This window comes from Streptomyces sp. CB02261 (assembly GCF_001905665.1).
Classification (GTDB): Bacteria; Actinomycetota; Actinomycetes; order Streptomycetales; family Streptomycetaceae; genus Streptomyces.
Genome location: NZ_LIVX01000012.1, coordinates 222,894 through 248,072, shown reverse-complemented (window position 1 = coordinate 248,072; position 25,179 = coordinate 222,894). Strand labels below are relative to the sequence as shown.

The 25,179-nt window shown below is 71.9% G+C and carries 26 protein-coding genes and 1 pseudogene; 15 read left to right on the top strand and 12 right to left on the bottom strand.

The window, feature by feature from the left end; all coding sequences use genetic code 11:
* Nucleotides 1–63: 63 nt before the first annotated feature.
* Entirely contained in the window at nt 64–786 is a 723-nt protein-coding gene (locus AMK29_RS32030) for a hypothetical protein (protein WP_073819544.1), read from the bottom strand.
* A gap of 193 nt (nt 787–979) precedes the next feature.
* On the opposite strand from AMK29_RS32030, the gene AMK29_RS36600 reads away from it, so the two are divergent.
* Nucleotides 980–1,138 (top strand): hypothetical protein, encoded by a 159-nt coding sequence (locus tag AMK29_RS36600; RefSeq protein ID WP_158071370.1) that lies wholly within the window; start codon nt 980–982, stop codon nt 1,136–1,138.
* A gap of 143 nt (nt 1,139–1,281) precedes the next feature.
* On the opposite strand, the gene AMK29_RS32025 is transcribed toward AMK29_RS36600, so the two are convergent.
* From AMK29_RS32025 to AMK29_RS32010, 3 genes and pseudogenes are all read right to left on the bottom strand, one after another.
* The gene (locus AMK29_RS32025) at nt 1,282–1,539 is read right to left on the bottom strand and encodes a hypothetical protein (protein ID WP_073819543.1); all 258 of its coding nucleotides are present in this window, start codon (nt 1,537–1,539) and stop codon (nt 1,282–1,284) included.
* Between the two features lie 756 nt (nt 1,540–2,295).
* Nucleotides 2,296–2,883, bottom strand: a pseudogene (locus AMK29_RS32015) (SOS response-associated peptidase); the annotation flags it as partial.
* Between the two features lie 136 nt (nt 2,884–3,019).
* Nucleotides 3,020–3,316 (bottom strand): hypothetical protein, encoded by a 297-nt coding sequence (locus AMK29_RS32010; protein ID WP_073819541.1) that lies wholly within the window; start codon nt 3,314–3,316, stop codon nt 3,020–3,022.
* Nucleotides 3,317–3,507: 191 nt separating this feature from the next.
* Between AMK29_RS32010 and AMK29_RS32005 the strand changes: the two genes are divergently transcribed.
* Complete coding sequence (locus AMK29_RS32005) at nt 3,508–5,124, top strand: multicopper oxidase family protein (RefSeq protein WP_198942370.1); 1,617 nt, start codon at nt 3,508–3,510, stop codon at nt 5,122–5,124.
* A 64-nt stretch (nt 5,125–5,188) separates the two neighbouring features.
* On the opposite strand, the gene AMK29_RS32000 is transcribed toward AMK29_RS32005, so the two are convergent.
* The 3 genes from AMK29_RS32000 to rsgA form a co-directional block, all read right to left on the bottom strand.
* Complete coding sequence (locus AMK29_RS32000) at nt 5,189–6,487, bottom strand: MFS transporter (protein WP_073819539.1); 1,299 nt, start codon at nt 6,485–6,487, stop codon at nt 5,189–5,191.
* 24 nt (nt 6,488–6,511) lie between these two features.
* The gene (locus tag AMK29_RS31995) at nt 6,512–7,048 is read right to left on the bottom strand and encodes a carboxymuconolactone decarboxylase family protein (RefSeq protein WP_073819538.1); all 537 of its coding nucleotides are present in this window, start codon (nt 7,046–7,048) and stop codon (nt 6,512–6,514) included.
* Between the two features lie 195 nt (nt 7,049–7,243).
* Nucleotides 7,244–7,816 carry a GTPase RsgA gene (rsgA, locus tag AMK29_RS38030; protein WP_079197214.1) on the bottom strand — a complete coding sequence of 191 codons (573 nt, stop codon included), beginning with the start codon at nt 7,814–7,816 and terminating at the stop codon, nt 7,244–7,246.
* 107 nt (nt 7,817–7,923) lie between these two features.
* Here rsgA and AMK29_RS31985 point away from each other — a divergent pair, with 107 nt between their 5' ends.
* Nucleotides 7,924–8,214 carry a hypothetical protein gene (locus AMK29_RS31985; RefSeq protein ID WP_073819536.1) on the top strand — a complete coding sequence of 97 codons (291 nt, stop codon included), beginning with the start codon at nt 7,924–7,926 and terminating at the stop codon, nt 8,212–8,214.
* A 193-nt stretch (nt 8,215–8,407) separates the two neighbouring features.
* Here the strand turns inward: AMK29_RS31985 and AMK29_RS31980 are convergent, their stop codons facing one another.
* Nucleotides 8,408–9,388 carry a hypothetical protein gene (locus AMK29_RS31980; RefSeq protein ID WP_073819535.1) on the bottom strand — a complete coding sequence of 327 codons (981 nt, stop codon included), beginning with the start codon at nt 9,386–9,388 and terminating at the stop codon, nt 8,408–8,410.
* Between the two features lie 110 nt (nt 9,389–9,498).
* Between AMK29_RS31980 and AMK29_RS31975 the strand changes: the two genes are divergently transcribed.
* From AMK29_RS31975 to AMK29_RS31955, 5 genes are all read left to right on the top strand, one after another.
* A complete protein-coding gene (locus AMK29_RS31975; RefSeq protein ID WP_073819534.1) occupies nt 9,499–9,774 on the top strand; it encodes a hypothetical protein in 276 nt (91 codons plus the stop codon).
* A gap of 298 nt (nt 9,775–10,072) precedes the next feature.
* Nucleotides 10,073–10,624, top strand: coding sequence for a carboxymuconolactone decarboxylase family protein (locus AMK29_RS31970; protein WP_073819533.1), 552 nt, complete (start codon nt 10,073–10,075; stop codon nt 10,622–10,624).
* 105 nt (nt 10,625–10,729) lie between these two features.
* Complete coding sequence (locus tag AMK29_RS31965; RefSeq protein ID WP_073819532.1) at nt 10,730–11,722, top strand: oxidoreductase; 993 nt, start codon at nt 10,730–10,732, stop codon at nt 11,720–11,722.
* Nucleotides 11,719–12,024, top strand: coding sequence for a hypothetical protein (locus tag AMK29_RS37505; RefSeq protein ID WP_241845787.1), 306 nt, complete (start codon nt 11,719–11,721; stop codon nt 12,022–12,024). Before AMK29_RS31965 ends, AMK29_RS37505 begins: the two co-directional genes overlap by 4 nt.
* 361 nt (nt 12,025–12,385) lie before the next feature.
* Nucleotides 12,386–13,396 (top strand): hypothetical protein, encoded by a 1,011-nt coding sequence (locus AMK29_RS31955; RefSeq protein WP_073819531.1) that lies wholly within the window; start codon nt 12,386–12,388, stop codon nt 13,394–13,396.
* A 68-nt stretch (nt 13,397–13,464) separates the two neighbouring features.
* Here AMK29_RS31955 and AMK29_RS31950 read toward each other — a convergent pair whose 3' ends face one another.
* The 4 genes from AMK29_RS31950 to AMK29_RS37500 are packed head-to-tail and all read right to left on the bottom strand — an operon-like array spanning nt 13,465 to nt 16,845.
* On the bottom strand, nt 13,465–13,851 hold the full coding sequence (locus tag AMK29_RS31950) for a hypothetical protein (protein WP_073819530.1): 387 nt from the start codon (nt 13,849–13,851) through the stop codon (nt 13,465–13,467).
* Nucleotides 13,852–13,899: 48 nt separating this feature from the next.
* Entirely contained in the window at nt 13,900–15,123 is a 1,224-nt protein-coding gene (gene metK / locus AMK29_RS31945) for a methionine adenosyltransferase (RefSeq protein ID WP_073819529.1), read from the bottom strand.
* Nucleotide 15,124: 1 nt separating this feature from the next.
* Complete coding sequence (locus AMK29_RS31940) at nt 15,125–16,435, bottom strand: MFS transporter (RefSeq protein WP_073819528.1); 1,311 nt, start codon at nt 16,433–16,435, stop codon at nt 15,125–15,127.
* Nucleotides 16,432–16,845 (bottom strand): tautomerase family protein, encoded by a 414-nt coding sequence (locus AMK29_RS37500; RefSeq protein ID WP_241845786.1) that lies wholly within the window; start codon nt 16,843–16,845, stop codon nt 16,432–16,434. The genes AMK29_RS31940 and AMK29_RS37500 overlap by 4 nt, the downstream gene beginning before the upstream one ends.
* Before the next feature lie 183 nt (nt 16,846–17,028).
* Here AMK29_RS37500 and AMK29_RS31930 point away from each other — a divergent pair, with 183 nt between their 5' ends.
* Genes AMK29_RS31930 through AMK29_RS31900 form a run of 7 tightly spaced genes read left to right on the top strand, consistent with a single transcriptional unit; the run spans nt 17,029 to nt 25,178 of the window.
* The gene (locus tag AMK29_RS31930) at nt 17,029–17,889 is read left to right on the top strand and encodes a TauD/TfdA dioxygenase family protein (RefSeq protein ID WP_073819526.1); all 861 of its coding nucleotides are present in this window, start codon (nt 17,029–17,031) and stop codon (nt 17,887–17,889) included.
* Nucleotides 17,890–17,894: 5 nt separating this feature from the next.
* A complete protein-coding gene (locus tag AMK29_RS31925) occupies nt 17,895–18,719 on the top strand; it encodes an HpcH/HpaI aldolase family protein (RefSeq protein ID WP_443334089.1) in 825 nt (274 codons plus the stop codon).
* A 26-nt stretch (nt 18,720–18,745) separates the two neighbouring features.
* Nucleotides 18,746–19,681 (top strand): PLP-dependent cysteine synthase family protein, encoded by a 936-nt coding sequence (locus AMK29_RS31920; protein WP_073819525.1) that lies wholly within the window; start codon nt 18,746–18,748, stop codon nt 19,679–19,681.
* Between the two features lie 31 nt (nt 19,682–19,712).
* A complete protein-coding gene (gene asnB, locus AMK29_RS31915; RefSeq protein ID WP_073819524.1) occupies nt 19,713–21,554 on the top strand; it encodes an asparagine synthase (glutamine-hydrolyzing) in 1,842 nt (613 codons plus the stop codon).
* Entirely contained in the window at nt 21,551–22,612 is a 1,062-nt protein-coding gene (locus AMK29_RS31910; RefSeq protein ID WP_073819523.1) for a PrpF domain-containing protein, read from the top strand. Before asnB ends, AMK29_RS31910 begins: the two co-directional genes overlap by 4 nt.
* Complete coding sequence (locus AMK29_RS31905) at nt 22,609–23,724, top strand: acyl-CoA dehydrogenase family protein (protein WP_073819603.1); 1,116 nt, start codon at nt 22,609–22,611, stop codon at nt 23,722–23,724. The genes AMK29_RS31910 and AMK29_RS31905 overlap by 4 nt, the downstream gene beginning before the upstream one ends.
* Nucleotides 23,712–25,178, top strand: coding sequence for a dihydroorotase (locus AMK29_RS31900; protein ID WP_079197213.1), 1,467 nt, complete (start codon nt 23,712–23,714; stop codon nt 25,176–25,178). The genes AMK29_RS31905 and AMK29_RS31900 overlap by 13 nt, the downstream gene beginning before the upstream one ends.
* Nucleotide 25,179: the final 1 nt, after the last annotated feature.

The following is a 25,179-nucleotide window of genomic DNA, read 5'->3' as shown; positions in this document are numbered from 1 at the left end:
GACCCGCGTCGAGGTCGCGGCCGCCCGGCGGACGGTCCCGTGAGAGGACGATCGTGAGCGGTTCTACTCTGCCGGGTAGCCGAGCGGCCCGTGCTCGGCGAAGCGGTCTGCCGCGCGGCTGAAGTTGTGGGCCTCGGCCTCGTATTCGTGGCAGAAGGTGGGTTCGGCCAGGGCGAGGTCCCGGTAGATCTCGGCCAGGTTCCTGCACACGGCGACGACCCGTACGTTGACGGGATGGTCGACGCCGGCGTCATCGTCGTCGGCCAGCGCGTTGAGGTCCTCCCACGCGTCCGCGCGCTCCTGAACGGCTTTGGCCAGGGCCGTGTGGAGGTGCTCGGCGCGGGCCCGCTGATGTGCCTCGTACTGCACCGAGCCGGGGAAGCGGGTCGCGTCCAGCCCGTCGGTGACCGGGCGGGGCGTGCCGGGGGTCTGTTCCGCGGCCCATGCGTCGAGGCTCTCGGCGAGCGCCGGGGCGGGCATGCCGCTGCGGTTGCGCCGGAGGTCGCGCGCCCACTGCAGTACGGCCTCGTTCCAGGTCCGGCGCCCGGTGAATTCCTCGATCCGGGCCGGGGTCAGGCCCTGCTCCCGCTCTGCCACGACGGCTGCGCGAAGCAGGTCCTGAACCAGCGCCTGAAGCGTGGTCGCTTGGGTGATCAGGTCCCCGGGCTTGGGGTCGACCGCGACCGGGACCAGGGCGGCGGCCCGTTCGGCGAGCATCCGGGCCCGCGAGGAGAGTTCCAGCCGGGCTTCATCGCGCGGCGAGAGGACATCGGGAATCTCGGTCATACCGGAAACGCTAGGTCCGGGCCGGTGGAGCTGTCAGCCGATTCGGCACTCCCGCCGGCCTCGAGGGCGGGTACGGGCTCTCGGCCGCTCTGCTGCTCCAGGCGCTCTGGTCCCCGGCCCAGGGCAGGTGTCGGCGGAATGATCCACATGGTGGTCGAACCGGGCCAAGGCCGACCGGGACCCGGCCGAATGGATGCCGCCGCTGCCCGAGGCGCAGTGCCGCTACATCGGCGAGTGGACGGCCACGAAGCTGCGCTGGGGCCTGGCCGCGGACCAGGCCGAGGCCGACGCCCTGAAGGTGTACGCGGAGGCCTGCGAGACCACCGTCGTCCACTACACCCCCGCCCCGTAGCCGGACCAGAAACGCAACCGCGCCCCCCAGACCTACGTCCGTGGGACGCCTCGGACGGCGCCTGTGCCTGAGTCTCGGGACGTAGGGCTCACCCAGCCGGAGGTTCGGGCCTCCGGCGGGGCTCTTCGTAGGGGTGCTGCTGGTCAGTGCCCCAGGGGCAAGGTGCCGGTGGCGTGGTCGATGACGTTGCCGTTGGCGCAGTTGTTCTGGTGGTTGCCGGTCCAGTCGCTCAGGGCGGGTACGACGGCGAGTTCCTGGAGGCACACGGCGGCGGCGGTGAAGTTCCAGTTGTTCGCGGCTTTGACCCCGCTGCCGAAGTTGCTGTCGTTGTCGGCGAAGGCGGGCGTGGCGGCGGAGAGGGCCGCGGCGGCCAGCAGGCCGCACGTGATGATCTTTCGCATGGCCGGAGAACGTGTCCAGGCATCCGCGGGTCACGGCGCGGGCCCCGAACGGGGAACGGGCTGGGCACGCCGGGTGCTGAGGGCGCGGGCGGCGCGCCCGGTCCTCCGTCGTTGTGCTACTTGCCGGCGATGTCGGCAAGGCAAGGGCGATGGCCTCGGGGTCTTCGTCCTCGTCCTCGTGGAAGCTGGTGGCCGCCCATGCCTTGGTGAGGTGGAGGCTGCGGGCTTCGGAAGAGGTGGGGTCGCCGGCGATGATGACGACGTCCTGCTTCGTGGTGAGGTCTTCGACGGCCTGCACCCAGGTGGCTGGCGGCGGCGTTGCGCTCGTCGTTGCGGACGATGATCAGGCTGACTTGGCGGGGTACGCCCTGGTCCTCGGCCCGCACCTCAGCGTCTTCGGGGGTGCGGGCCGAAGGCTTCCCTCCGGGCCTCACATGGAGGTGCCCCGTCGTCCGCCAGGGATATAGCGGAAGACGGGGCACCTGTGGGTGGCACCAGCTCGACCGCAGCCTCATCCGCAAGCGCCTGCGACAGCCGCACCATCAAGGGCGGCAGGGCGGCTACGCGTACGGCGCACCCCGTTTCAGGCAGCAGGCGATCGACGGCGAGCTCGCCGACCTCGCCCCGGAGAAGTAAATCCAGGACTTGATCCTGATTGGCACGACGAAGAGGGCCTGGGCCCCCGCGCCACCTGCCGCCGCTGAACGAGCGGGAGAAGCCGGCAAAGCGGGGGCCACGGTCGCTCGGGTCGAGTCAGGCGTCGTAGTGATCCGGGGTGAGGGCGAATGGCATGCGGGGGTGTACGCGGCCGGCCGCGTCGGTGGCCTCGGTGGTGATGATCGTGCAGGTCGTCAGCCAGGCGTCGGGGTCGTCGTCGCTGGTGATGTCAGGGCTGCGCCAGTACTCATAGAGTCCCGCCATGGCCATCACCTGACCGTCGGCGGGGTGGATGAAGTACGGCTGCTTGTAGGTCTTGCCCGTCGCCTCGTCCTTCGCCGGCTCCCATTCGTAGAAGCCGTCGGCGGGCAGCAGGCAGCGGCGTTTGGCGAAGGCGCCTCGGTAGGCGGGCTTCTCGTGCACGGTCTCGACGCGGGCGTTGATCATCCAGGAGCCGACCTTCGGGTCCTTCGCCCACGACGGCACCAGGCCCCAGCGCAGCGCCCGCAGCTGACGTAGTACCCCGTCGCCGTCGTCCCGAGCGGTGCGTTCGAGGACCGCGTAGACCTCGTCGGTCGGCGCGACGTTCCATCTGGGCGCCAGCGTCTCAACAGGGCTCCAGTCGGTGACCTGGAAGAGCTGGGCCAGGTCCTCGGGACCACGGGTCGAGGTGTAGCGGCCACACATGAAGCCACTGGGTCACGGAACCTGTCGCAGTCACGTGCAAAAAGGCGAGCCACTGAGGACATCGGCGTCCGCCGCCCCCGGCCGGCCCCGGCAGGGTGTCGCACGGGGCGGCCGGCTCTCGGGAGCCTGGGCCTGCTCAGGCTTGAGGCCGCGCTCGGTTCGCGGTGCGGAAGCCGTGGTGGGCGCGCACGCAGAGGACCGACCAGCGGGACTGAGCGGAGAGCAGGGAGCCCGTGCTCAGCCAGGAGGCGGTGGAGAGGAGGGAGAAGGCGGAACCGATCGAGCCGGCGGACAGGACGCTGCCCACCGAGCCGATCGAGAGGACACTGCCTACGGAGCCGATGGACAGGACGGAGCCGACGGAGCCGATGGAGAGGATCGATTCCTTCGAGCCGATCGAGAGGAACGATCCGCGGGGGCGTGGCAGGGTCATGGGGCCATCGTGCCAGGCGGCAGGGCGGGGTGGAGGCCCGACTTGGCACAGTCGGCGCGGTTCGCGGTGACGGCGCGGCAGGAGGTGTCCTGTGGGGCTCCGGCGGCTGCGTGCCGCCAAAGCCCCCTTGCCATGGCGCCGGACGCAGCACACGTGAAGATGCCCGGCGAGGCTGGTCGCCACCAGGATCGATGAGCGGATTTCCGTTCGGCCCAGGAATGGGTGGCTCTTCCTTGCGGGTGTTGCCGGCGGGCCGGACGGTCGCCTCTTCCGGCTCGCACCGAATTGGGGAACAGATGCTGAACAGAAGGCGGTTGCTGGCGATGGGCGGCGGTGTGGCGACCGCGGGTGGCGCGCTGCTGTGGTGGGGACAGAGCGCGGTGGGTGCCGAGGCAGGCACGTCGGCCGCTGCGGTCTCCGACCCTCACGCTCATCACGGGGGCGGGGCGGCGACGGTGACGGCCGAGCCGACGGCGGGCACCAGTACGCCTCCGCCCTACACGGCGTTCTCGGAGAAACTGCCGGTGCCGCGGGTGCTCAGGCCGGTGTCGTCGTTCGGTGACACCGATATGTACGAGCTGCCGATGCAGCACGCGAAGGCGGAGTTCTTCCCGGGCCGTCCCACACCGGTGCTCACCTTCGGTGGGCAGTTCATCGGCCCGACGATCCGCGCCAAGGCCGGTCGTCGGGTGAAAGTACGGTACGTCAACCGGCTCGACCGGGCGGCGACTGTGCACCTGCACGGCGGGCACGTGCCGCCGGGCAGCGATGGCTTTCCGATGGATCTGCTCGAGCCGGGCACGTCCCGGGTCTTCGACTACCCGAACCGGCAGCAGGGCGCGACGCTCTGGTACCACGACCACACGTGTTCCAGGGAAGCCGAGCACGTGTACCGGGGGCTGGCCGGGTTCTATCTGATCGAGGGCCGGGACGAGGCGGCGCTGAGGCTGCCCCGGGGCGCGTACGACGTGCCGATCATGATCCGTGACGCGCGTTTCGACGAGAACGGCGGCATGATCTTCGAGCCGAGCCCACTGCCGACGACGCTGCACGTCAACGGGCGGCAGAAGCCCTACTTCCCGGTGGACGCGCGCAAGTACCGGTTCCGGGTGCTCAACGCAACGCTGCACCGCACCATCGAGCTGGACCTGGGCGGTCTGGACATGGTGCAGATCGCCTCAGACGGCGGGCTGCTGCCGGAGCCGCTGCCCCGAAAGAAGATCATGATCGTGCCGGGTGAGCGGGTCGAGATCGTGGTGGACTTCTCGGCACAGGCCGTCGGTAGCAAGCTGGTCCTCAACGATGTGTTCGGCGGCGCCAACGAGCCGGTAATGCGGTTCGACGTGACCCGTCGGGCCTTCGACTCCAGCCGGGTTCCGGGACGGCTGCGTGAACTGCCCGCGCTGCCGGCCGCGACGGTCGAACGGGATGTGAAGCTGTCGTTCTCGCCGTCGGGCGAGGAGTTCGCCATCAACGACAAGACGTTCGACCCGAACCGGGTCGACACTCGGATCGGGGAGGGCACTACCGAGATATGGCGGGTCACGAACACCGATCCCGCCGACACTCCGTTCGGCCCGGTCAACCACACCTTCCACATGCACCTGGTGCCGTTCCGGGTGCTCGACCGGGACGGCAAGCCGCCGCTGCCGGGCGAGAACGGGCTGAAGGACACGGTGCTGGTGCGGCCGGGTGAGACGGTGCGGGTGCAGGCCACGTTCAGCGGCTACAAGGGCCGTTACCTGTACCACTGCCATCTGCAGGAGCACAGCGACATCGGGATGATGGCGCAGATGGAGATCGTCTGACGCGGCGCCGGAGGCGGTGCCGTTGTCGGTCCCGGTCCCCTCGTCGAGGGCCGGGACCGGTGTCTCACCGTACGAGCGTGAGGCCCGAGCGGTCGAGGGCGGGTGTGGCGGGGCGGGGCGTGCGGCGGGCCAGCAGGGTGGCTGGGATCGACAGCAGCACCGCGGCCATGACCCCCGCGATGAACCAGCCGTCGGCGTCCTGCTCGGCGGCGTAGGTCGCGGCGGCGGGGCCGATGGCGCCGAGGACGGCGCCGGTGACGGCGTTCGGCAGGCCGACGCCCAGGGCCCGGTTCCGCGCCGGGAAGATCTCGGTGAGCAGCTTGGGCAGGACCGTGGTCACGCAGACCAGGTAGACCACGCCGGAGCCGTACGCGAAGAGCAGGCTGGTGAACGTGCCGGTCATCGTCAGGTACGAGACGGAGCCGGTCACGGAGAACAGCACGCCCGAGCCGACCAGGAGGCGGGTGGCGCCGATCTTGTCGGCGAGCAGGCCGATCGGCACGTTGAGGACCATCATCAGCGCCGTGGCGGTTACCACGGCCCAGAGCATGGTGCCGGGCGCGGCGAGGCGGCCACCGAGCGCGGGGACGACCGACGGCCAGGTGCCGCCGACGGCGCCGCTGCCCGCGACCAGCAGGACGGCGAGCAGCACCTGGCGGCGGTGGGTGGACAGGACCTGGCGCAGCGAGCCGCGGTCGCGGCGGGTGCGGACTTCGCGTTCGAAGACCTCGGTCTCGGCGAGGCGGCTGCGCAGGATGAGCAGGACAAGGCCGAGCAGGCCGCCGACGAGGAACGGCACCCGCCAGCCCCAGTCGGCCATCGTGGCCGGGCCGAGGGCGGCGGTGAGGATGCCGCCGAGGAGGGAGGCGGTGAACGCGCCCGCGCAGGTGGTGAGCGAGAACAGGCTGCCGTAGGTGGACTTGCGGTGATCGGGGGCGACCTCCATGAGGTAGGTGGTCGCCGCGGGCCATTCGCCGCCGTGGGAGATGCCCTGCGCCATGCGGGCGAGGAGCAACATTACGGGAGCGAGCAGGCCTATGTGGGCGTGGCCCGGGGTGAGGCCGATGAGGAGCGATCCGCCCGCCATGAGGGAGATGGCGAGCATGAGAGCGGGGCGGCGGCCGCGGCGGTCGGCGTAGCGGCCGAGGAGGATGCCACCGAGCGGGCGCATGAGGACGCCGACGCCGAGGACGGCGAAGACGCCGAGGAGGGAGGTGAGGGCGTTGTCAGAGGGGAAGAACTGAGCGGCGAACAGCGGCGCGAACAGGCCGTAGCCGAGCCAGTCGAAGGATTCGATGAAGTTGCCGACGACGGTGGCGGCGACCGCGCGGCGGTGGTCCTTCTTCGGAGGGTTCGCAGACATGGTGGGCCGTTTCTCGGTCGGCGGTCAGACGGCGGCGTAGCCGTGGGTGGTGATGCGCCGACCGGCCTCGTCGTAGTAGTCGGGGGTGGTTGGCAGGGCGGTCGCCAGGCCGCTGACGTAGCGGTTGTACATGCAGAAGGCGGCGGCGATGAGCACCGTGTCGTGCAGGTGGGTGTCGGTGGCACCGGCGGCGCGGGCGGCGGCGATCGCCGCGTCGGTCACCGGCACGGCCTCGGCCTGGACCTCGGCGGCGACACGGAGCAGCGCCCTTACGAGGGGGGTGATGTCGGCGGTGTCGGGGTCGTGCTGCACTGCCTTGACTAGCGCCGTGCCGCCTTCGAGTTGGGCTGCGGCCGCCGCACCATGGGTGTCGGCGCAGAAGCGGGTGGCGTTGAGCTCGGAGACGTATGCGGCGATCAGTTCACGTTCGCCCCGGGTGAGGGGCGACGGGCCGCGCAGCAGGGTGTCCGCGAGGTCGTTGAGGGGGATGGCCGTGTCGGGACGGTCGGTCATCAGACCGCGGATGCCCGGGAGGTCGTTGGCGAGGGTGATGTGCGGCACCGGTGGGTCCTTAGCTGCTCGGGACAGAGGTCGCGGCCTCATCCTGGTCAAGGGGGGGCGGTGCTCGCCAACTTCCTGCTTGCGCAGCTGCGTTGATGAGGCCCCGTCGGTGGGGGAGGTGATCCGAGCCTGGCGGGGTGTGGGTGGAGTGGGGTCGGCCGGTGGGGTCAGGGGCGGTTGCGGGGGCCTGCTTGCTCACGGCCTTCCGCTGGCGGCGGGTGTCGGCCATCTCCGCCGGGTCCTCGCGGCGTCTGCGGTAGGCGATCTCGCCCTGGAGCTTGCGCCAGGTGGCCGGCCGAGCGGTGGCAAGCGTGCCGGTGCGGGCGGCCTCCTAGCTGGCGCAGCCCAGGTCGCCGTGGTGGCCGCGGTCGGTGTGGCGGCAGTGCGGGGCGAGGGCGGCAATGTCGGTGAACACGTCGTCAACAGCAAACAGTCCGCAGCGCCTTCGAGGGAGCGGATACCCGGGGGTGTCCAGAAGGGCCCCGCCAGGGGCCAGCAGGTGCAGGCGGGGGTGGTCGTGGTGTGCCGGCCGCCGGACCTGCCGACGCTCGCGGCCGTCTCGCTGGTGCCTTCGGGGGCGTTGAGCAGCGAGGCCTTGCCAGCGCCCGACGGGCCGAGCATCACGGCGGTCGTGCCGGGGCCGAGGTGCGCGCGGAGGGTGTCGAGGCCTTCGCCGGTGCGGACGCTGCCGGGTAGGACGGGGGTCCTGGGGCTGGGGCAGCGGCGGCGCTCCGCGTTCCGCCGTCGTCGGCGGTGGCGCTCTTGGATGGTCGAAAGCGCCCGGGCGGAAGGCCCGCAGGCGCAGCTCGCCGGGTGCGTTCCGGGTGGCCGTGCGCAGGCTGTCGTCGGTCAGTCGGGCGAGGTGTTCGGGGTCCGTGACCAGGCTGGGGAGGAAGGCGGTGCGGGTGAGGTCCGGGGCGTGGGCCGCCGAGAACGCCTTCCAGCTCTTCGTATCGATGCTCATCCAGCTCATTGCTCGTTCGGGGAAACGGCCGACGCGGCCGGTGCCCCCGCTCGGGGCTACCGGCCGCGTTACGGTGCGGGCATCAGTGGCCGACGCTCTGGCGCGGATCGAACTCGGCCTCGAAGTCGAAGTTGTCGCCCTCGAGGTTCTCCATGACCAGGTTCTTGCCGTTCTCTATGGAAGACGTTTCCTTTCCGTTTGATTTCTTTGGATCCTCAGGGCAGCCGTTCCCTCAGCAGTCGGGTGCGGCAAGAGGGGGAATTCAGTTGGAACTGAGCGGGTCCGTCCGGCAGGGATTCTTCTACTTTCCGGTCCGTTCTGGAAATTACTCTGGCACGGCTTCAAGAGTGTTGTCAGCAATTTTCGATGGCATAGAATTGCCTGGCATCGTTGTGTCAGACCAGGCCGCTGCGGGCGGCTTCGAGGCCGAGCTGGAAACGGCTGCGGGCGCCGAACCGCTCGGACAGCTGGGAGATGAGCCGGCGTTCGCTGCGCAGCGAGATGCCGAGGCACCGGGCGGCTGCGCCGTCGGTCAGCCCGTCCGCGAGGTGGCGAAGCAGGGCCCGTTCCTGGGGGGTACAGCCCGTCGCGGCGGGCATGGGCGTTCCCGATAGCGGTTCGGCCGCGTCCCACAGCTGCTGGAACAGCGCCCGCAGGCCGGCCAGCGCCCCCGGTTCGCGCAGCAGCACGACGCCGTCCCGCGGTGCGGTCGGGTCGAGCGGCAAGGCCGCGTCCGATCCGTCCGCGAGGCTCAGCCGCACCGGCAGCGACGGCAGGACCCGGATTTCCGCCCCCGCCGCAGTCAGGCGCCGCAGGCCCTCGGTGGGGCCCGTGGCCAGGATCCGTACCCGTACCCCGCGTGTCGCCGTCTCCTGCAGGAGGGGCAGATCGAGCCGCCACGGGTCGTCGGTGTCGATGTCCACCGCCGGGGCGGGTGCCAGGGCGAGGAACTCGTCGGTCGCGCAGGCGGCGAGGTCGGCCTGTGTCCTGCGGACGGCCTCAGCACCGGCGAAGCGCTCCGTCCCGCCGTCGGGCAGCGGCTCCCGACCCAGCGCCGTGTAGTCCGTGAGCAGGTCGGCGACCGCGGCCCGGGTCGCGTCGATCTCCGATTGCCTACGGGCGAGTTCCGACTGCCTGCGTTCCAACAGGGCGCCGAGTCCGGCCCGGGGCGGCACCAGCCGTTCCTGGACCGGTGCGTCGTCCGCCGTCGCCGTACGCAGCAGCGCGAGGTCGGCGAGGGTGTCGAGGGACTGGGTGACCGCGCACCTGTCAGTGTCCAGGGCCGCGGCCATCCGGTCCACGCCCCAGGCCGGGTGCGCCAGCATCAGCCGGTAGACGGCCTCCGTGCCCGGATCCAGTCCGAGAACCTCCAGCATCCGAGACCCCCCTGAGTCATCTGTGGGTGCCGGGCACATGTGTGCCACGGCATGTTCGTGGCCGGGCCGGGCCCTGGGACCGGGCCGGGTAGGTGCGGCACACTCGGTGCGTGCACCTCGTCGAGTTCGCGTTCACCAAGTCGCCGGATGCGCCCGAGACGTCCCACGACGCTCTGCTGGCCGCCTTGTGGGCAGTGTGCGAGCCTGACGACGGCGTGGAGCACGTCCGGGTGCACACCAGTCGGGCCGGTGCCCGGGGGGCGGCGTTCCTGCTGGCCCCGGACGGCGCGCACGCCGTCCGGCGGTGCCGCGCGGTGTGTCAGCGGGCCCTGGCGGGCTCTCCGGTGCTGCATGGCTGGCGGCTGGTGCAGCCCGCCGCCGTCTGAGAGCGGGCGGTACGAGGCGGGCCGGCCGAGGCAGACCTTGCGGGGCTGGGCCCCCGGGGCAGGGCGGCGCGGCGCGGTCGTACCGGTACGACCACCTGCCGAAGTCTCCGCGTTGCGATAGCTGTTCCTTGCCACGTCCTCATTCTTGGATTGGCGGACGGCCGGACGCCTCTCCCTGTGTGCGGAGCTACGGACCTCGGCGCGAGGTGAGGTCCGCACGCCAGGAGTTGGCCGCCCGGGCCGCCGCTCCCGACGATGGGGCGTTCCGTGCCGCCGCCGAGACAACGAGGACCCACCAGTGCCCCACATCGAGATCACAAACGACCTTCCCGGCATCAGCGGGCTGATGGCGCAGCGCCCCGATACGGGCAGGGTGCTGTCCGCCGTCGCCGAGACGCTGCTGCGCAGCGGCCCCTCGCCGCTCTCCCGCGGCGAGCGTGAGCTGATCGCCGCGTATGTCTCCCACCTGAACCGCACCGACTTCTGCGCCGACTCGCACAGCGCGTTCGCCGCCGCGCAGCTCAAAGGCGGCGCAGAGCTCGTCGCCGCGGTGCTCGCCGACGTCACTACCGCACCGGTCTCTCCGCTGCTCAAGGCCCTGCTCAAGGTCGCGGCCGAGGTGCAGGCGAAGGCCGCGCCGGTCTCCGACGAGGCGATCGCGGCGGCCCGGGCGGAGGGCGCGACCGACACTCATCTGCACGACACAGTGCTGATCACCGCCGCGTTCTCGATGTTCAACCGGTACGTGAACGGGCTCGCCACCGATGTTCCGGCGGACCCGGCGTACTACGACTTCGCGGCTGAGCTGATCGTCGAGCACGGGTACGGGGCCGCCGCTTCGGCGGGGTGACCCAGGCGAGCTGTTCCCCACCCAAGCCGGCCCAGCCCGGCCCAGTCCCGGTCAGTTCTGTCATGTCCCGTCCTGTCCTGTTCGTTCATCGTCCGAGGAGGCGTCATGGGGTGGACCACCACGCACATTCCCGACCAGAGCGGCAGGACCGCGCTGGTCACCGGTGCCTCCGCCGGCATCGGCTTCGAGACCGCCCGGGTTCTCGCGGCACACGGGGCGCATGTCGTCCTAGCCTGTCGCGACACCGAGCGGGGCAGCTCTGCAGCCGAGCGCATTGACGGCAGCACCGAGGTCGTCCCGCTGGACCTGGCGTCGCTCACCTCGGTGCGGCAGGCGGCCGGGCTCGTCCGCGGGCGTCACCGGCGGCTCGACCTGCTGGTCAACAACGCCGGGGTGATGTTCCCGTCGTACCGGCGTACCAAGGACGGCTTCGAGGCGCACCTGGGCGTCAACCATCTCGGGCACTTCGCGCTCACCGGGCTGTTGCTCGATCTGATGACCTCGGTGCCCGGATCCCGGGTGGTCACGGTCGCGAGCCTCGCCCACCGGGTCGGCTTCGGCCGCCTGGACGAGGCGGCGGCCCGGTCCTCGACCGGGCGTCGGTCGATGGCCGCGTACGGGCGGTCGAAGCTGGCGAATCTGATGTTCGCGCGGGAGTTGCAGCGTCGGCTCGCCGTGGCGGGCGCGGCCACCGTGTCGGTCGCCGCGCATCCCGGGCTCTCACCGACCGCCCTGTGGCACGGCGATCCGCCCGCCCTGGCACGGCCGCTGGCCGCCGCTGGGATGCGGTGGCTGGCCCAGCCGGTCGAGGCGGCGGCCCTGCCGTCGCTGCGTGCAGCCGTCGATCCAGCGGTGCACGGGGGCGCGTACCTCGGCCCCTCGGAGCGGTTCGGTGGCCGCGGCGCGCCCGAGCCCGCCCGCTCCAGCCGGGCGGCGCGGAGCGGGGCGGAGCGGGGGCGGTTGTGGACGCTGTCGGAGGAGCTGACCGGGGTTCGGTACGTGTGCGAACCCGCGGTCCTCGAAACGCCCGCCTCAGCGGCGGAGACGGCGTCCGCGCCCGCCGTCGCGGTGTGCCCGGTGACGGGTGCGCGGGCATGAGCGCGAACGTGGGCGTTGCTCCGACGGTCGTGGAGAGCCGACGTGCGGCCGAGGAGAGCGTGACGGCCGAGGTGGGTGTCGCGGCCGGGGTCGGTGTCGCGGCCGGGGTCGGTGCGGGCATCGAACGGCCCGAGCGGTTCCGGCCGGTGGCGGCCTGGGCCTGGATGTGGCGCAGCTTCGACATGGAGCTGCCGGATGTCACCGGCGCGGCGTGGCGGGTGGAGCCGAGTACGGAGGCCGCCTCGGCCCGCGCGGCCGAAGCCGCCGCGTACGCGCGGTACGCCGCTCACGGGCCTTGGTAGCAGGGCGGGGCGCGCGGCGCCGCGGACCGGCTACCGAACGCGGAGCGAACGGGTCGGCAGGTGGCCGGGTGGTGTGGCCCGCTGGCCGGGCCTCGGTCGGCGGGCCGGATTCTCCTCGGTGTATGGCACGAGGTGCCGCAGCCTGATGGCCCGGGGTGCCCCCCGGCCTGCGTCCGGCCGGGGCGCCACGCACCCTCCCTGCTGCCGAAAGCGCGTTCATCCGGGGCGACTTCCCTAAATCGGGATCCGGCCTCTTCCATCGTGCCGCGTACGTCTTCGGAACGGTTTGCGGGGGTGAGGTGGGCCTAGCGTGACGCCACGACACACCCCACCCACCCCACGTCTGGAAAGGCGACCCGCCATGGCGCAGACCGCGCAGCGGCCCGCTCCGGTCCGGTCCCGGCCGCAGGAGCGGCCGGCCGAGAAGTCCGGCTCCGGTACTCGCAGCTCCTCGTTCTTCTTCAACGGTCATGTGCCGCGTCGCCGTGCCCTGGTGATCGGCGTCAGCGCACTGTTCGGCTTCGCGCTCACCGTGGTGTGGTCGGCGAAGTTCGTCGACAAGACCATCGGCGACACCATCGCGGACACGCTGCTCGGGCACCCCGCCAAGGGCACCCCGATCGCGGGCGCGCTCGCCGGGCTCGTGTTCGCTCTGGTAACCGGGATCGCGGGGACGTTCACCGCGTGCAACGTGGCCGTGTTCAGCGCGCTCGCCCCGCTGACCGGCGCCCAGGCCACCTCCCGGCGGGGCCGGATGGCCGCCGCGCTGCGGCCGCTCAGCCGGCTCGCGCTCGGCGCGGTCGTGGTGTCGGCGGTGTATGGCATGTTCGTGGGCATGCTCGGTACGGGCATGCCGCAGTTCGACGAGAGCCAGGGGGGCGGCGGGTTCTCCGGGCGGCTGATCCAGGCGATGATTGTCTACGGGCTGCTCGGCGCGGTCATGACGTACCTCGGCCTCGCCGCCCTTGGTGTGGTGCGCGATCCGCTGGCGCGGCTGACCCGGGTGCTGCCGGACGCCCCGATGCTGTTCATGGGCGGACTGATCGGCGCGTTCCTCATCGGGCGGCCGTTCCCGCTGTTCCGTCAGCTGTTCCGGGATGCCGCCGCGAGCCACAACTCGTTGTACGCAGGACTGGAGTTCGCGCTGCAGAGCCTCGGCAACATCCTGGTGATGGCACTGGTGTTCCTGCTGGTGACCGGCTTCTTCGGGGACCGGCTGCACCGGTGGCTGACCCAGCGGCCGAGCCGGGCGTCGGCGCTGATGGCGGCGGCCTTCATCGCGGCCGGTGTGTTCATGATCCTCTACTGGGACGTGCGGATGCTGGCCCGACGCGACCTGATCTGGTATCCGCTGGCACCCTGGGCGGCCTGACCGGCCCGCCGGACACGCGAAAGGCCCGGCCGGGGAATCCGGCCGGGCCTTTCGCGTACCGCGCCCGCTCAGGCGGCGAGGGACGCGGAGCTGGTCGAGGCGATAGCGGCGACCAGTTCGCCCGCCGCGTCGACGATGTCGAGCGAGGTGAGCTCGGGCTCGTCCAGGACCGGCACGAGGTCCGCGAGGAGCTGGGCGAAGCGGCCGTCGTTCTCGTACGTCATCGCCAGATTGCCCTCCCACAGGGCGGCGCGGACGCGGCGGGCGGTGAGCATGCCGTCGCCTTCGGTGGAGGCGAGGAGCAGCTCGGCGACCCTGCTCTCCATCGGGGTCGGCGCCCAGGCGCCCGTGCGGAATTCCGCGATGAGCGCCTCAACGTGGCCGCGGGCGCGGTCGGTGGCGGCGGGCTCCAGGAAGAAAGGGTTGCTGAGGTGGGTGGGAACAGGGGCGGCCATGATGGTCCTCTCATGAGGTGGGTGGGCGGGTGGTGCCGTGGCTGGGTGTCAGCCGAGTCCGGCCACGGTGCGCAGGGCGTCGGCGCGGTCGGTGCGCTCCCAGGTGAAGTCCGGCAGCTCGCGGCCGAAGTGGCCGTAGGCGGCGGTCTGGGCGTAGATCGGGCGGAGCAGGTCGAGGTCGCGGACGATCGCGGCGGGGCGGAGGTCGAAGACCTTGGTGATGGCCTGTTCGATGAGGTGAAGCGGGACCTCCTCGGTGCCGAAGGTCTCGACGAAGAGGCCCACCGGCTCGGCCTTGCCGATCGCGTAGGCGACCTGGACCTCGCAGCGTGAGGCGAGGCCGGCGGCGACCACGTTCTTGGCGACCCAGCGCATCGCGTAGGCGGCCGAGCGGTCGACCTTGGACGGGTCCTTGCCGGAGAACGCGCCGCCACCGTGACGGGCCATGCCGCCGTAGGTGTCGATGATGATCTTGCGGCCGGTCAGGCCGGCGTCGCCCATCGGGCCACCGATCTCGAACCGGCCGGTCGGGTTCACCAGCAGCCGGTAGCCCTCGATCTCGAGCTTGATGCCGTCCTCGGCGAGCTCTCCGAGGACGTGTTCGACCACGTACCGGCGGATGTCCGGGGTGAGCAGCGTGTCGAGGTCGATGTCGGAGGCGTGCTGCGAGGAGACCACCACCGTGTCCAGGCGGACGGCCTTGTCGCCGTCGTACTCGATGGTGACCTGGGTCTTGCCGTCGGGCCGCAGGTAGGGGATGGTGCCGTTCTTGCGGACCTCGGTCAGCCGTCGGGAGAGCCGGTGGGCCAGCTCGATGGGGAGCGGCATAAGGTTCAGGGTCTCGTCCGACGCGTAGCCGAACATCAGACCCTGGTCGCCCGCGCCCTGGGATGCGAGCGCGTCCTCGGCGCCCTCTACGCGGGCCTCGTGCGCGGTGTCGACGCCCTGCGCGATGTCCGGGGACTGGGCGCCGATGGAGACCGAGACGCCGCAGGACGCTCCGTCGAAGCCCTTCACGGAGGAGTCGTAGCCGATCTCCAGGATCGCCTCGCGCACCAGCTGCGCGATCGGCGCGTACGCGGTGGTGGTGACCTCGCCCGCGATGTGCACCTGACCGGTGGTGATCAGCGTCTCGACGGCCACCCGGGCCTGCGGGTCCTGGGCGAGCAGCGCGTCGAGGATGGTGTCGCTGATCCGGTCGGCGATCTTGTCGGGATGGCCCTCGGTGACGGACTCCGAGGTGAACAGACGTCTGGTCGCAGTGCGGGTCATGTCAGGCAGCCTTCACAAGGTTCGTCTCGGCCTCGCGGGCGGTGCGCACCCCGAGGAGGGACCGGTACAGGAGCAGCGCGGCGACGCCCGCGGTGGCGTAGAGCAGGCTCATGCCGATGGCGGGGACGAAGGCCCCGAGCGTGACGCACAGTGCGGCGACGAGGAGGCCGACGCGTGCGTTGAGGGCGTAGGCGGCCATGTACTTGGTGCGGGCCTCGGGGTCGATGAGGTCGGCCAGCAGGGCCTGGCGAACCGGGACGCTGGCGATCTCACCGACGGTGAGCAGCACGGCGGCGGCGATCAGTACCCAACCGGAGTTGCTGACGGCCCAGGTCATGTAACCGACGATGAAGACGGCGATACCGCCGTACAGCCGGGTGCGTTCACCGACCCGCCCGAGGAGGGTCTTGGCGGCGAGGATGAGGGCCACGACCAGGGCGGCGTTGACCGCGCGCAGGACGCCGAGGATCGCCGTGCCGTCGACGTCGAGGCCGAAGGACCCGAGGGTGAGGAGGGTCTGGCGGGGGAACTCGTCGGCGAGCCGGACGGCGATGTAGTAGCCGATCTGCATCTCGACGGCCGCGATCAGCGTGGCGGCGGCCAGCTGCCGCAGGAAGACCCGGTCGCGGGCGACGGCGAGGTAGCCGCGGACCATCGCGACCGGGCCGGACGCGCCGGGGGCGCCGGTGCTGGGCGCGGTCTCGCTGATGCACCGCCACATCACCGCCGTGGTCAGCAGGCAGAGGGCGGCTGCGCCGGTCAGCAGCTGGAGGAAGTGCCCGTCGTACAGGAAGCCGCCGAGCAGCGCGCCGACAGTAAAGGCCAGGTTGATGGACCAGTAGTTGATCGTGTAGACGAGCGGGCGGTTCTCGGGGGTCGAGACGTCCACCATCATCGCGTCGGCCGCCGGTGTGGCCAGCTGCGAGCAGCAGGTGTTCAGCAGGAACAGTCCGAAGGTCGCGAGACCTGAGCTCCACCAGGGCGAGTTGGCGAGGGCGAGGAGGGCGAAGGTGATGGTGGCGCCGAGTTCGCCGGCCACCATGACCGGGCGCCTGCCGTGGACGTCGGCCAGGTGGCCGCCGAGGAAGTTGGCCGCGATGCCCGCCGCCGCCACGCAGACCGTGAGGGCGCCCGCGACGGCGGCGCCGTACAGGCCCGCGAGGTGGATGACGAGCAGCGGCATCAGCATGATCGAGAGCAGCCGCTGGACGAAGCCGACGCCGAGGCGGAGGCGAATGTTGGGGTGCAGGGAGCGCAGGGTGAGGGCGGTCCGCGCGTCGTCCGTCGCCTTCTTCGCCTCTGTCGTACTCATCGCAGGCTCCGCGGCGGGCGGATCTCGTCGGCAAGTTGGCCGCCCTTGCCCCAGTGATCGGGGGCCACGTCCCGGATGATCACGGTGACGGCTTCGTCGGGGCATCCGGAGATCCGGGTGAAGACATCGGTGATGCCGGCCACCAGGTCTCTGCGGCTCTCTCGGTCGTTGCCCTGCCACCAGTTGACGGTGATCACCGGCATGTCAGCGGTCCTTTTCTGCAGAAGAAGGCAAAGAGCGCGGAATACGTTTCCAGGGTGCGAGCACAGGCGCGGCGGCTCGAGAATCTCCCGTCGCCGGCGGGTCGGCAAGCGGCGGCCGGACAAGCGGAACGACTTGAACAAGTCGTGGATTTTCCCGGGCCATTTTTCCGTGGTCGAAGACATCGAGTTGGTGAAGTCGCGGTCCAATTCCAGGATGTCTTGCCGTCGATTTCCAGCCGTGGTGTGATCAGCGCCGTCCTGCCCCGGCCGGTCCCGTCCGACCGCCGCCGGGTGTTCTCCCGTGACGGGACGGCCTGTCGCGCCCGGTGCCCGCGCGGCCCCGCCCGTCACGGGAGCACTGGGCTCCCGACCCGTTCGGAAGGAATGCTGGTGTCCCTCTTCGACCTACGCAGGATCGGCGGCCGGATCGGCGCGGAGGTGATGGGCGTCGACCTCTCCACCGAGCTGTCGGACGCCGTCTTCCGGCAGATCCACGACGCGTTCCTGGAGCACAAGGTCCTGTTCTTCCGTGACCAGGACATGACCGACGCCCACCAGCTCGACTTTGCAGCGAGGTTCGGCCCGCTCACCGCCCCGCACCCGATGATGCGGACAATCGACGGCACCCCTCAGGTGATCCCGGTCGACGGGGAGGACCAGCGTGCCGACCACTGGCACACCGACGTCAGCTTCACCACTGCCCCGTCGCTGGGCACGAGCCTGCGCAGCGTGGTGCTGCCGCCCTACGGCGGGGACACGATGGTCGCGAACGCGGCCGCCGGGTACCGGGACCTGCCGGCGGAGCTGCGCGCGATAGCGGACGGCCTGTGGGCCGTGCACACCAATCACGCGGAGCAGCCGCGGCTCGGCACCGAGCGCGGTGAGAGGGTCAGGGAGGCGTTCTTGGCCCGCCGGTTCGAGAGCGCGCACCCGGTGGTGCGGGTGCATCCGGAGTCCGGTGAACCGAGCCTGTTCCTCGGCGGTTTCGCGCAGTGGCTGGTCGGGATGACCCCTCGCGAGTCGCGGCCGATCATCGACGTGCTGCAGTCGTACGTGCGGCGCCCGGAGAACACCGCGCGGTGGTCCTGGCGCCCCGGCGACGTGCTGATCTTCGACAACCGCAGCACCCAGCACTACGCGGTCAACGACTACGACCGTCACCCGCGGGTGCTGCACCGGGTGTCCATCGACGGTGACGTGCCGGTCGGTCTCGACGGCAAGCGCAGCTACGCCCTGCGGGAGGGCGAGTGAGCACCGTGCTCGCGACCGCACCCGCCGGGCCCGGCGACGCGCCCGTGTCCGCGCCCGGGCCCGAGGAGTTCGCTGCGCGGCTGCGCCGCCGGGAGCCGCTGGTCGGCTACTGGATCGCCCTGGACAACCCTGCCGGGACCGAGCGGATCGCCGGTCTCGGCTACGACTACATCGGCGTCGACGGTCAGCACGGTGTGCTGCACCAGCCCGGCTGGCAGTCGGCGATGCTGGCGGTCGACGCCCGTGGCAGGTCTGCCGGGGTGATCCGGGTGCCGTCGCCCGACCCGGTCGCAATCGGCGTCGCCCTGGACACCGGGGCGCGTGCCGTGATCGTCCCCATGGTGGAGAGCGCCGAGCAGACCAGGACCGTGGTCCGGGCCTGCCGGCACCATCCAGTGGGAACCCGCAGCCTGGGCGGTCCGGTCCGGGCCGAGGTGCGGCTCGGCTCTGTGCCGGCCGGAATCGACGAGCAGGTCGCCTGCATCGTGATGATCGAGACGGCGGCCGCGCTGGACGACTTGGAAGTCATCTGCGCCACCGAGGGCCTGGACGCGGTGTACGTCGGTCCCGCCGACCTGTCGGCGGCGCTCGGCGCGCGCTTCTTCGGCGACCCGGCGGCGGCGGACGCGTTGGAGGCGGCGCTGGTGCGGATCACGGACGCGGCCCGGCGCAACGGCATCGCCTGCGGCATCCACGTTCTGGACGGCGAGAACGCCGCGAAGCGGCTCGCCGAGGGGTTCACCTTCGCCACCGTCTCCAGCGACATCACCCACCTTCAGCAGGCCGCCGCCACGCATCTGGCCGCGGCCCGCGGCCTCGGCACGGTCTGACCGCGCGGGACCGGAGAGGGGAAACCGTGACGACAGAACTCAGCACGCGGACACCGGCCAGGTCGGTGGACGACCTGGTCGGGCGGACGCCGCTGCTCGACGTGCCGCTGCCCGGACTCGGCGCGTCGGTGCGGCTGTTGGCCAAACTGGAGACGGCCAACCCTCTGTCCAGTGTGAAGGACCGGGCCGCGCTGTTCATGATGCGGGCGGCGGAGGAGGCCGGGCTGCTGCCGCCGACCGGCGGCACCGTCATCGAGTGCTCGTCGGGCAGCACCGGCATCTCGCTGGCCGCGCTGTGCGCCCGGCGCGGCCACCGCTGTGTCATCGTGATGCCCGACAACGCCACCGAGGAGCGCCGCCTGATCCTGCGCGAGTTGGGCGCCGAGGTGCACCTCGTGCCGGCCGGGGACGGGCTGATGGCCGCCTGGGCGTACGCCGAGGAGCTGCAGCGGACCGTGCCCGGCTCGTGGGTGCCGCACCAGGACCGCAACCCGGCCAATCCGGCGGCGCACTACGCGACCACCGGACCGGAGATCTGGCAGGCCCTCGGCGACCGGATCGACGTGCTGGTGTGCGGGGTCGGCACCGGCGGCACCCTCACCGGCACCGCCCGCTATCTGAAGGAGCGCACCGCGCTGCATGTGGTGGCCGTCGAACCGGCCCGCAGCGCCGTGCTGTCCGGCGGCGAGGCCGGTCCGCACGGCATTCCCGGCATCGGCGCCGGATACGTCTCCGAGATCACCGACCTGTCCCTGGTGGACGAGGTCGTCGCGGTCACCGACGAGGCGGCCGCGGCGACCACCCGGCAGATCACCCGCGCCACCGGCGTTCCCGTCGGTTTCTCCTCCGGGGCCGCCGCCTGGGCCGCCCGTACCGTGACCGCCCGCTCCCGCTGGGCGGGCGCGACGGTCGTCACCGTCTTCCCCGACAGCGGGGAGCGCTACCTGTCGACGGCCCGCTGATCCGTCGTCTCCTCACGAAAGACAGGCAGACATGTGTCGGATCTTCGGTTACTTCAACGCGGCGGCGACGCCTCACGAGATGCGCGCCGTCGCCGCCCTCCAGCGGCACGGGGGCCCGGACGCCACCCGGACCGCGCGGGCTCCCGGCTGGGGCCTCGGCAGCAACCGGCTTGCCGTCGTCGACCTGGACGGCGGGGAGCAACCGTACGGCCAGGGCGGCCGGGTGCGGGTCGTGTTCAACGGCGAGATCTACAACCACGAGGAGCTGCGTGCCCGCCTGGTGGCGCGCGGCCACGACTTCCCTGACCGTTGTGACGGCTCGGTGCTGCCCGCGCTGTACCTGGAGTACGGCGCGGGGTTCACCGACCACCTTGACGGCATGTACGCGCTGGCGCTGGTCGACGAGCGCGGCCCGGTGCCGCGGCTGCTGCTCGCCACCGACCACATCGGGATGAAGCCGCTGTACCTGCGCTGGGACGCGGCGGAACGTTCCTTGCGCTTCTCCTCCGAACTGCCCGCGCTGCTGGGCTTCGGCGGGACCGGCGCCCGTGTGCGGGAGTCGGCGCTCGATGCGTACCTGACGACCAGGACGCCGTTCGGGACGCGGACCGTGTACGAGGACGTGGACGTCCTTCAGCCGGGCACCACCTGGGTGTGCGAACTGGGCGGCACCCCGCGGGTGCGGCGGCGGCCCGCCGACGTGGCCGAGGGGCCGGTGCCGGACGGCTTCACCGCGGCACGGCGGGTGCGCAGGACACTGCGCGCGGAGGTGGGCCGGCTGCTCGTCGCGGACGTGCCGGTGGCCCTGATCACCTCCGGCGGTCTGGACTCGAGCCTGGTGACGGCGCTCGCCGCCGAGCAGGGCCCGGTGGACACCTTCAACATCGCCTACCGGGGGGCGTGGCCGTTTGACGAGCGGCACTTCGCGCGGGAGGTCGCTGAGCGGGCCGGGGCGACACACCACCAGGTGGAGATCGATCCGGCGGACTTCCCCGCACTCCTCCAGGACACGGTGTGGCATCTGGGCCAGCCGAACGCCGACCCGATCGCGCTGAGCACGTATGCGCTGTTCCGGGCCGTGCGCGAGGCCGGCTTCACGGTGGCGCTGACCGGTGATGCCGCCGACGAGGTGTTCGGAGGATACGAGCGGATGCGGGTGGCGGCCGAGCGGTCCGCTTCGTGCGAGGAGTGGTCCGCGGGGTATCTGGACGCGCTGTCCGCCGCCCCGGCCGCGCTGCGGGCGCGCCTGTACACCGCCGACTACCGGGCCCATGTCGCGGCCGATCCGGCGCTGCCCGCTGGTGTCCTGGCCGAGTTGCTCCACGGCCCGGGCACGGTCCTGGACCGGATCACCCGGTTCGAGCTGGAGCAGCGGCTGCCCGCTTACCACCTGCGTCGGGTCGACCACTTGAGCATGGCCTCGTCGGTGGAGGCGCGGGTGCCGTTCTGCCAGCGGTCGGTGGTCGCGCTTGGTCGGGCGCTCTCGGACCATCAGCGGATCCAGGGCAAGCAGGTCAAGCGGACGTTGTACGCGGCGGCGGCGGGGTTGCTGCCGGAGCGGGTCCTCGGCCGCCCGAAGCAGCCGTTCACGCTGCCGGTGACGGCGATGCTGCGGCCGGGCACCACGCTGTGGGAGCACTCCCGGGACCTACTGGCCGTGGACCGGCTCGCGAAGCGGGGCCAGTTGGACGGCACGGCGGTCGAGGGTCTCTTCGCGGCGCAGGCGGAGCGGCCGGACGACGGCGTCGCGCTCGCGCTTTGGGCACTGCTCGCCTACGAGGTGTGGCACGAGCAGTTCCGTCGCCCGGTGGCCCTCCCCGGGATCGCGCCGGTGGTGCCGGACGGATCGCGGACGCTGGCGGTGGCGGCGTGATCGGCCATCTCGCGTACGCGGCGGGCAGTCCCTGCCCCACCTTCGTGCTGGACGCCGGACGGCTCCCGCGGGACGACGGGGCGCTTCTAGCGCACCTCGCCGAGGCCCGCCGCTACCTGGTGTCGGCGGGCGGCGCGCATGTGTTGAAGATCGCGCTGGTGGAGCCGTCCGCGCACCCGATGTTCGATTTGGACTACCGGTTTGTGCAGGCGCTGCCCGGCGCCCCCGACCGGTTCGACCTGCGGGGTTCGTGCGGTCATTCGATCCTGTCGGCGGTGGTGGCCGCGGCCCGTTCGGGGATGCTGCCTCGGCTGGTGCCGGGGGCGCGGATCCGGGTCCAGGTGCTCAACAACGGCGACAGCGTGGTGTGCGAGGTCGACCGGGTGGAACGGGACGGGGCCGCGTTCACGGTCACCTTCGTGCAGTCGGCGCCGGTGCCGTTCGGTGAGCTGCTGCCCGCCGGGGCGCCCCGTACGCCGCTGGTGGCGGGGGCCGACCGGGCCGAGGTGTCGCTGGTCGCGAGCGCCAACGCGTACGCCTTCGTGGACGCCCGCGAGCTCGGGGTGCCCGACCAGGCGGCGCTGTTCGGCGCGGGCGACGAACTCCTCGGCCGGCTGGAAGCGTTGCGGGCGGCCGCGGCTGGTCGGCTGGGCTGGCCGGCCGACGGGGCCTTCCCGAAGATCGCGGCGGTGCTGCCCGCCGCGGACGGCGGAATCGCGGCCCGAGCCGTGACGGTGCCGGGCTGGCATCCGTCGATCGCGCTGACCGGGGTGGTGTGCCTGGGAACGGCGGTACGGATCCCGGGCACCGTTCCGTGGCGGATCGCCCGCGAGAACGGGGCCGACACCGGACTGCTGGAGATCGCGACGACGGGCGGCCGGACGGCTGTCACAGCGGTCACAGCGGCGCGAGGCGCGGCCGGCGGTGAGGGCGCCCTGCTGTGGGCGACCGTCGCACGCAAGAACGTCACCTTCCAGGGTTCGTTCGTCCTGACACCCCTGAGCCATCTGCAATTCGAGGAGGTTGCCCAATGCCTGGCGTTGTCGGGGGCGGCATGAGACCGCTGTTGACGACCGAGCTGCGCGCCCGGTTGTCCGAATCCGCCGACACGACCGATCCGGCAGGTGAGCCGGACCGTCAGGTGCTGGCCCAGCTGCGCGCGAGCGGTCTGCTCGGCATGGCGGTGCCGGCCCGGCACGGCGGTGCAGGCGGGGACGCGATGGCGGTCAACCAGGTCGTCGCGGAGATCGCCGCCGTCAATCCATCGGTGGCGATCGTCGCGTTCCAGCATTTCGCCGTGAGTGCCAGGATCGCCGAGTGGGGCACCGAGGAGCAGCAGGAGCGCTGGTTGCCGGGGCTTGCCGACGGCAGCGTACTGGCGGCCTCGGCATGGAGCGAGACGGGTGCGGGGGCGGCGAAGCGGAACCTGTCGAGCACCGGGACGCGGCTCTCTGACGGCCGGTGGCGGCTGGACGGCTCCAAGGCGTTCGCGACCGGTGCCGGCGTCGCCGACATCTATCTGGTGCTGGTGCGGACGGCCGCCGAGACGCCGCCGGCGCCATCGGCGTCGATGGCGGGTTACGGGGCGGACGGGCAGACCTTCTTCCTGGTCGGGGCGGACGCCCCGGGTGTGGTCCCGGAACTCGGTTTCGGGCTCGCCGGGATGCGCGGTTCGGCGACCGGTCTGGTCGCGCTGGACGGCTGTGTGGTCGCGGACGCCGACCGGCTGGGGCCGGTCGGAGGGGCCTCCTCGGTGATCGCCGGGGTGCGGGAATCGGGCGCGAGCCTGGGCGCGGTGTCGGTGGGCATCGCCCAGGGCGCGTTCGACTTGGCTGTACAGCACGCGGATCACCACGGGCTGCTCGCGCTGCCGACCGTGCGGCACCGGCTGGTGGATCTGTCGACCCGGCTCGAGGCGGCGCGGGCCGTGGTGGACCGGGCGGGGGCGCGGACCTCGGCCGCTCCGGGGCTGACGACGCTGCACAGCAAGCTGCACGCGAGCGTGGCGGCCGAGGAGATTTGCCTCGACGTGGCGCGGATGCTCGGCTCGGCCGGTTACCGCGACGGCGCGCGGATCGTGCGGCTCCTGGCCGACGCGCGGGGCATCGCGTTCATGGGTCCGACCAACGACCTGTGCCGGGACCTGGTGGCGGCGTCATGGACGGGCTGAGCGTGGTGCCCGACCTCGTGGTCAGTGGTCGCAGGCTCGTGACGCCGGACGGAGTGCGCGCGGGCCACGTGCTGATCGCCGGCGGGCGGATCACCGCCGTGACCGGCGCCGACACCACCCCGGCGCACGTCGAACGGATCGACGCGGGCGACCACTACGTGCTGCCTGGCCTCATCGACTCGCATGTGCACTTCCGTACGCCGGGCCTGACGTACAAAGAGGACTGGGAGCACGGCAGCCGGGCGGCGGTGCGCGGCGGTGTCACTACCGTGATGGACATGCCGAACACAGTGCCGCCGACGCTCGACCCGGCTGCGGTGGCCGAGAAGGCCCGGCTGGTGGCGGGCCGTTCGCTGGTGGACCTGCGTTTCCACATCGGGCTCGACCCGGCCAGACCGGAGCTGCTGGCGGAGCTCGATCCGGCGGTGGCGACGAGCGCAAAGGTGTTCATGGCCGGTCACCACACGGCTCCGACGGTGGTGCGCGACCCGGTGGTGCTTGAGCGTGCGTTCGCCGCGGCGGCCGAGGGCGGGGTCCAGCTGGTCCTGCACGCCGAGGACGACAGCCTGTTCGCGCTGCTCGACGCCTGGTGGGGGGAGCCGGGCAGCTATCTGGAGTACGAGCGGTGCCGCCCGCGCACCGGCGGCATCGTCGCCGTCGCCAAGGTCATCGAACTGGCCCGGCGGTACGGCACCGCAGCGCACATCCTGCATCTGTCGAGCGCCGAGGAGGCCGACCTGGTGTGCGCGGCGCGGGCCGCCGGATACCCGGTGACCTTCGAGGTCACCGGCCACCACCTGTCGTTCACGGACCAGGACACCCGCAGGCTGGGAGCGCGTACCCGGCTTTCGCCCTCGATCCGCAGCCAGCTGGATCAGGACCGGCTGTGGCGGGCGTTGGTCGAGGGGCAGGCCGCGACGCTGGGCAGCGACCACGCGCCGCACACCGTCGAGGACAAGACCCGCTCGGTCGCCGACTCGCCGCCGGGCCTGCCCGGGGTGCAGGAGCTGGCCGTCGCCGTGTGGACGGGGATGCGCCGTCGCCGTCCCGACGAGGATCCGGACGTGGCGGTGACCCGACTGGTTCGGCACCTGTCGCAGCTGCCTGCCGAGTTGTTCCGGCTGCCGGGCAAGGGGCGGATCGCGCCGGGCGCCGACGCCGATCTGGTGGTCTTCGCGCCGGACACGCCGTGGATGCTCTCGGCGCACGATGTGGAGAGCAAGTGCGGCTGGTCGGCTTACGAGGGCTGGACGTTCACCGGCCGGGTGGAGCGCACGCTGCGGGCCGGGCGGACCGTGTGGGACGCCGCGTCAGGGACGTTCGGTGCGTACGACGGGCGGCTGCTCGGGGCGGCCCCGGCCGCCGGGGGCACGAGCCCCGGAGACGCGAGCCTCGGGTCTGCGACGACCTGGGACACGACACCGACGGCGGCGTTCGCCGCGCGGGAGGGATGAC

Coding starts and splice junctions, on each gene's coding strand:
- metK (WP_073819529.1), bottom strand. CDS start 15,123: ATGACCCGCACTGCGACCAGACGTCTGTTCACCTCGGAGTCCGTCACC.
- AMK29_RS31900 (WP_079197213.1), top strand. CDS start 23,712: ATGGACGGGCTGAGCGTGGTGCCCGACCTCGTGGTCAGTGGTCGCAGG.
- AMK29_RS36600 (WP_158071370.1), top strand. CDS start 980: ATGCCGCCGCTGCCCGAGGCGCAGTGCCGCTACATCGGCGAGTGGACG.
- asnB (WP_073819524.1), top strand. CDS start 19,713: ATGTGTCGGATCTTCGGTTACTTCAACGCGGCGGCGACGCCTCACGAG.
- AMK29_RS32010 (WP_073819541.1), bottom strand. CDS start 3,316: ATGACCCTGCCACGCCCCCGCGGATCGTTCCTCTCGATCGGCTCGAAG.
- AMK29_RS31940 (WP_073819528.1), bottom strand. CDS start 16,435: ATGAGTACGACAGAGGCGAAGAAGGCGACGGACGACGCGCGGACCGCC.
- AMK29_RS31950 (WP_073819530.1), bottom strand. CDS start 13,851: ATGGCCGCCCCTGTTCCCACCCACCTCAGCAACCCTTTCTTCCTGGAG.
- AMK29_RS31905 (WP_073819603.1), top strand. CDS start 22,609: ATGAGACCGCTGTTGACGACCGAGCTGCGCGCCCGGTTGTCCGAATCC.
- AMK29_RS32005 (WP_198942370.1), top strand. CDS start 3,508: ATGAGCGGATTTCCGTTCGGCCCAGGAATGGGTGGCTCTTCCTTGCGG.
- AMK29_RS31955 (WP_073819531.1), top strand. CDS start 12,386: ATGGCGCAGACCGCGCAGCGGCCCGCTCCGGTCCGGTCCCGGCCGCAG.
- AMK29_RS31965 (WP_073819532.1), top strand. CDS start 10,730: ATGGGGTGGACCACCACGCACATTCCCGACCAGAGCGGCAGGACCGCG.
- AMK29_RS31980 (WP_073819535.1), bottom strand. CDS start 9,388: ATGCTGGAGGTTCTCGGACTGGATCCGGGCACGGAGGCCGTCTACCGG.
- AMK29_RS32000 (WP_073819539.1), bottom strand. CDS start 6,487: ATGTCTGCGAACCCTCCGAAGAAGGACCACCGCCGCGCGGTCGCCGCC.
- AMK29_RS32025 (WP_073819543.1), bottom strand. CDS start 1,539: ATGCGAAAGATCATCACGTGCGGCCTGCTGGCCGCCGCGGCCCTCTCC.
- AMK29_RS32030 (WP_073819544.1), bottom strand. CDS start 786: ATGACCGAGATTCCCGATGTCCTCTCGCCGCGCGATGAAGCCCGGCTG.
- AMK29_RS37505 (WP_241845787.1), top strand. CDS start 11,719: ATGAGCGCGAACGTGGGCGTTGCTCCGACGGTCGTGGAGAGCCGACGT.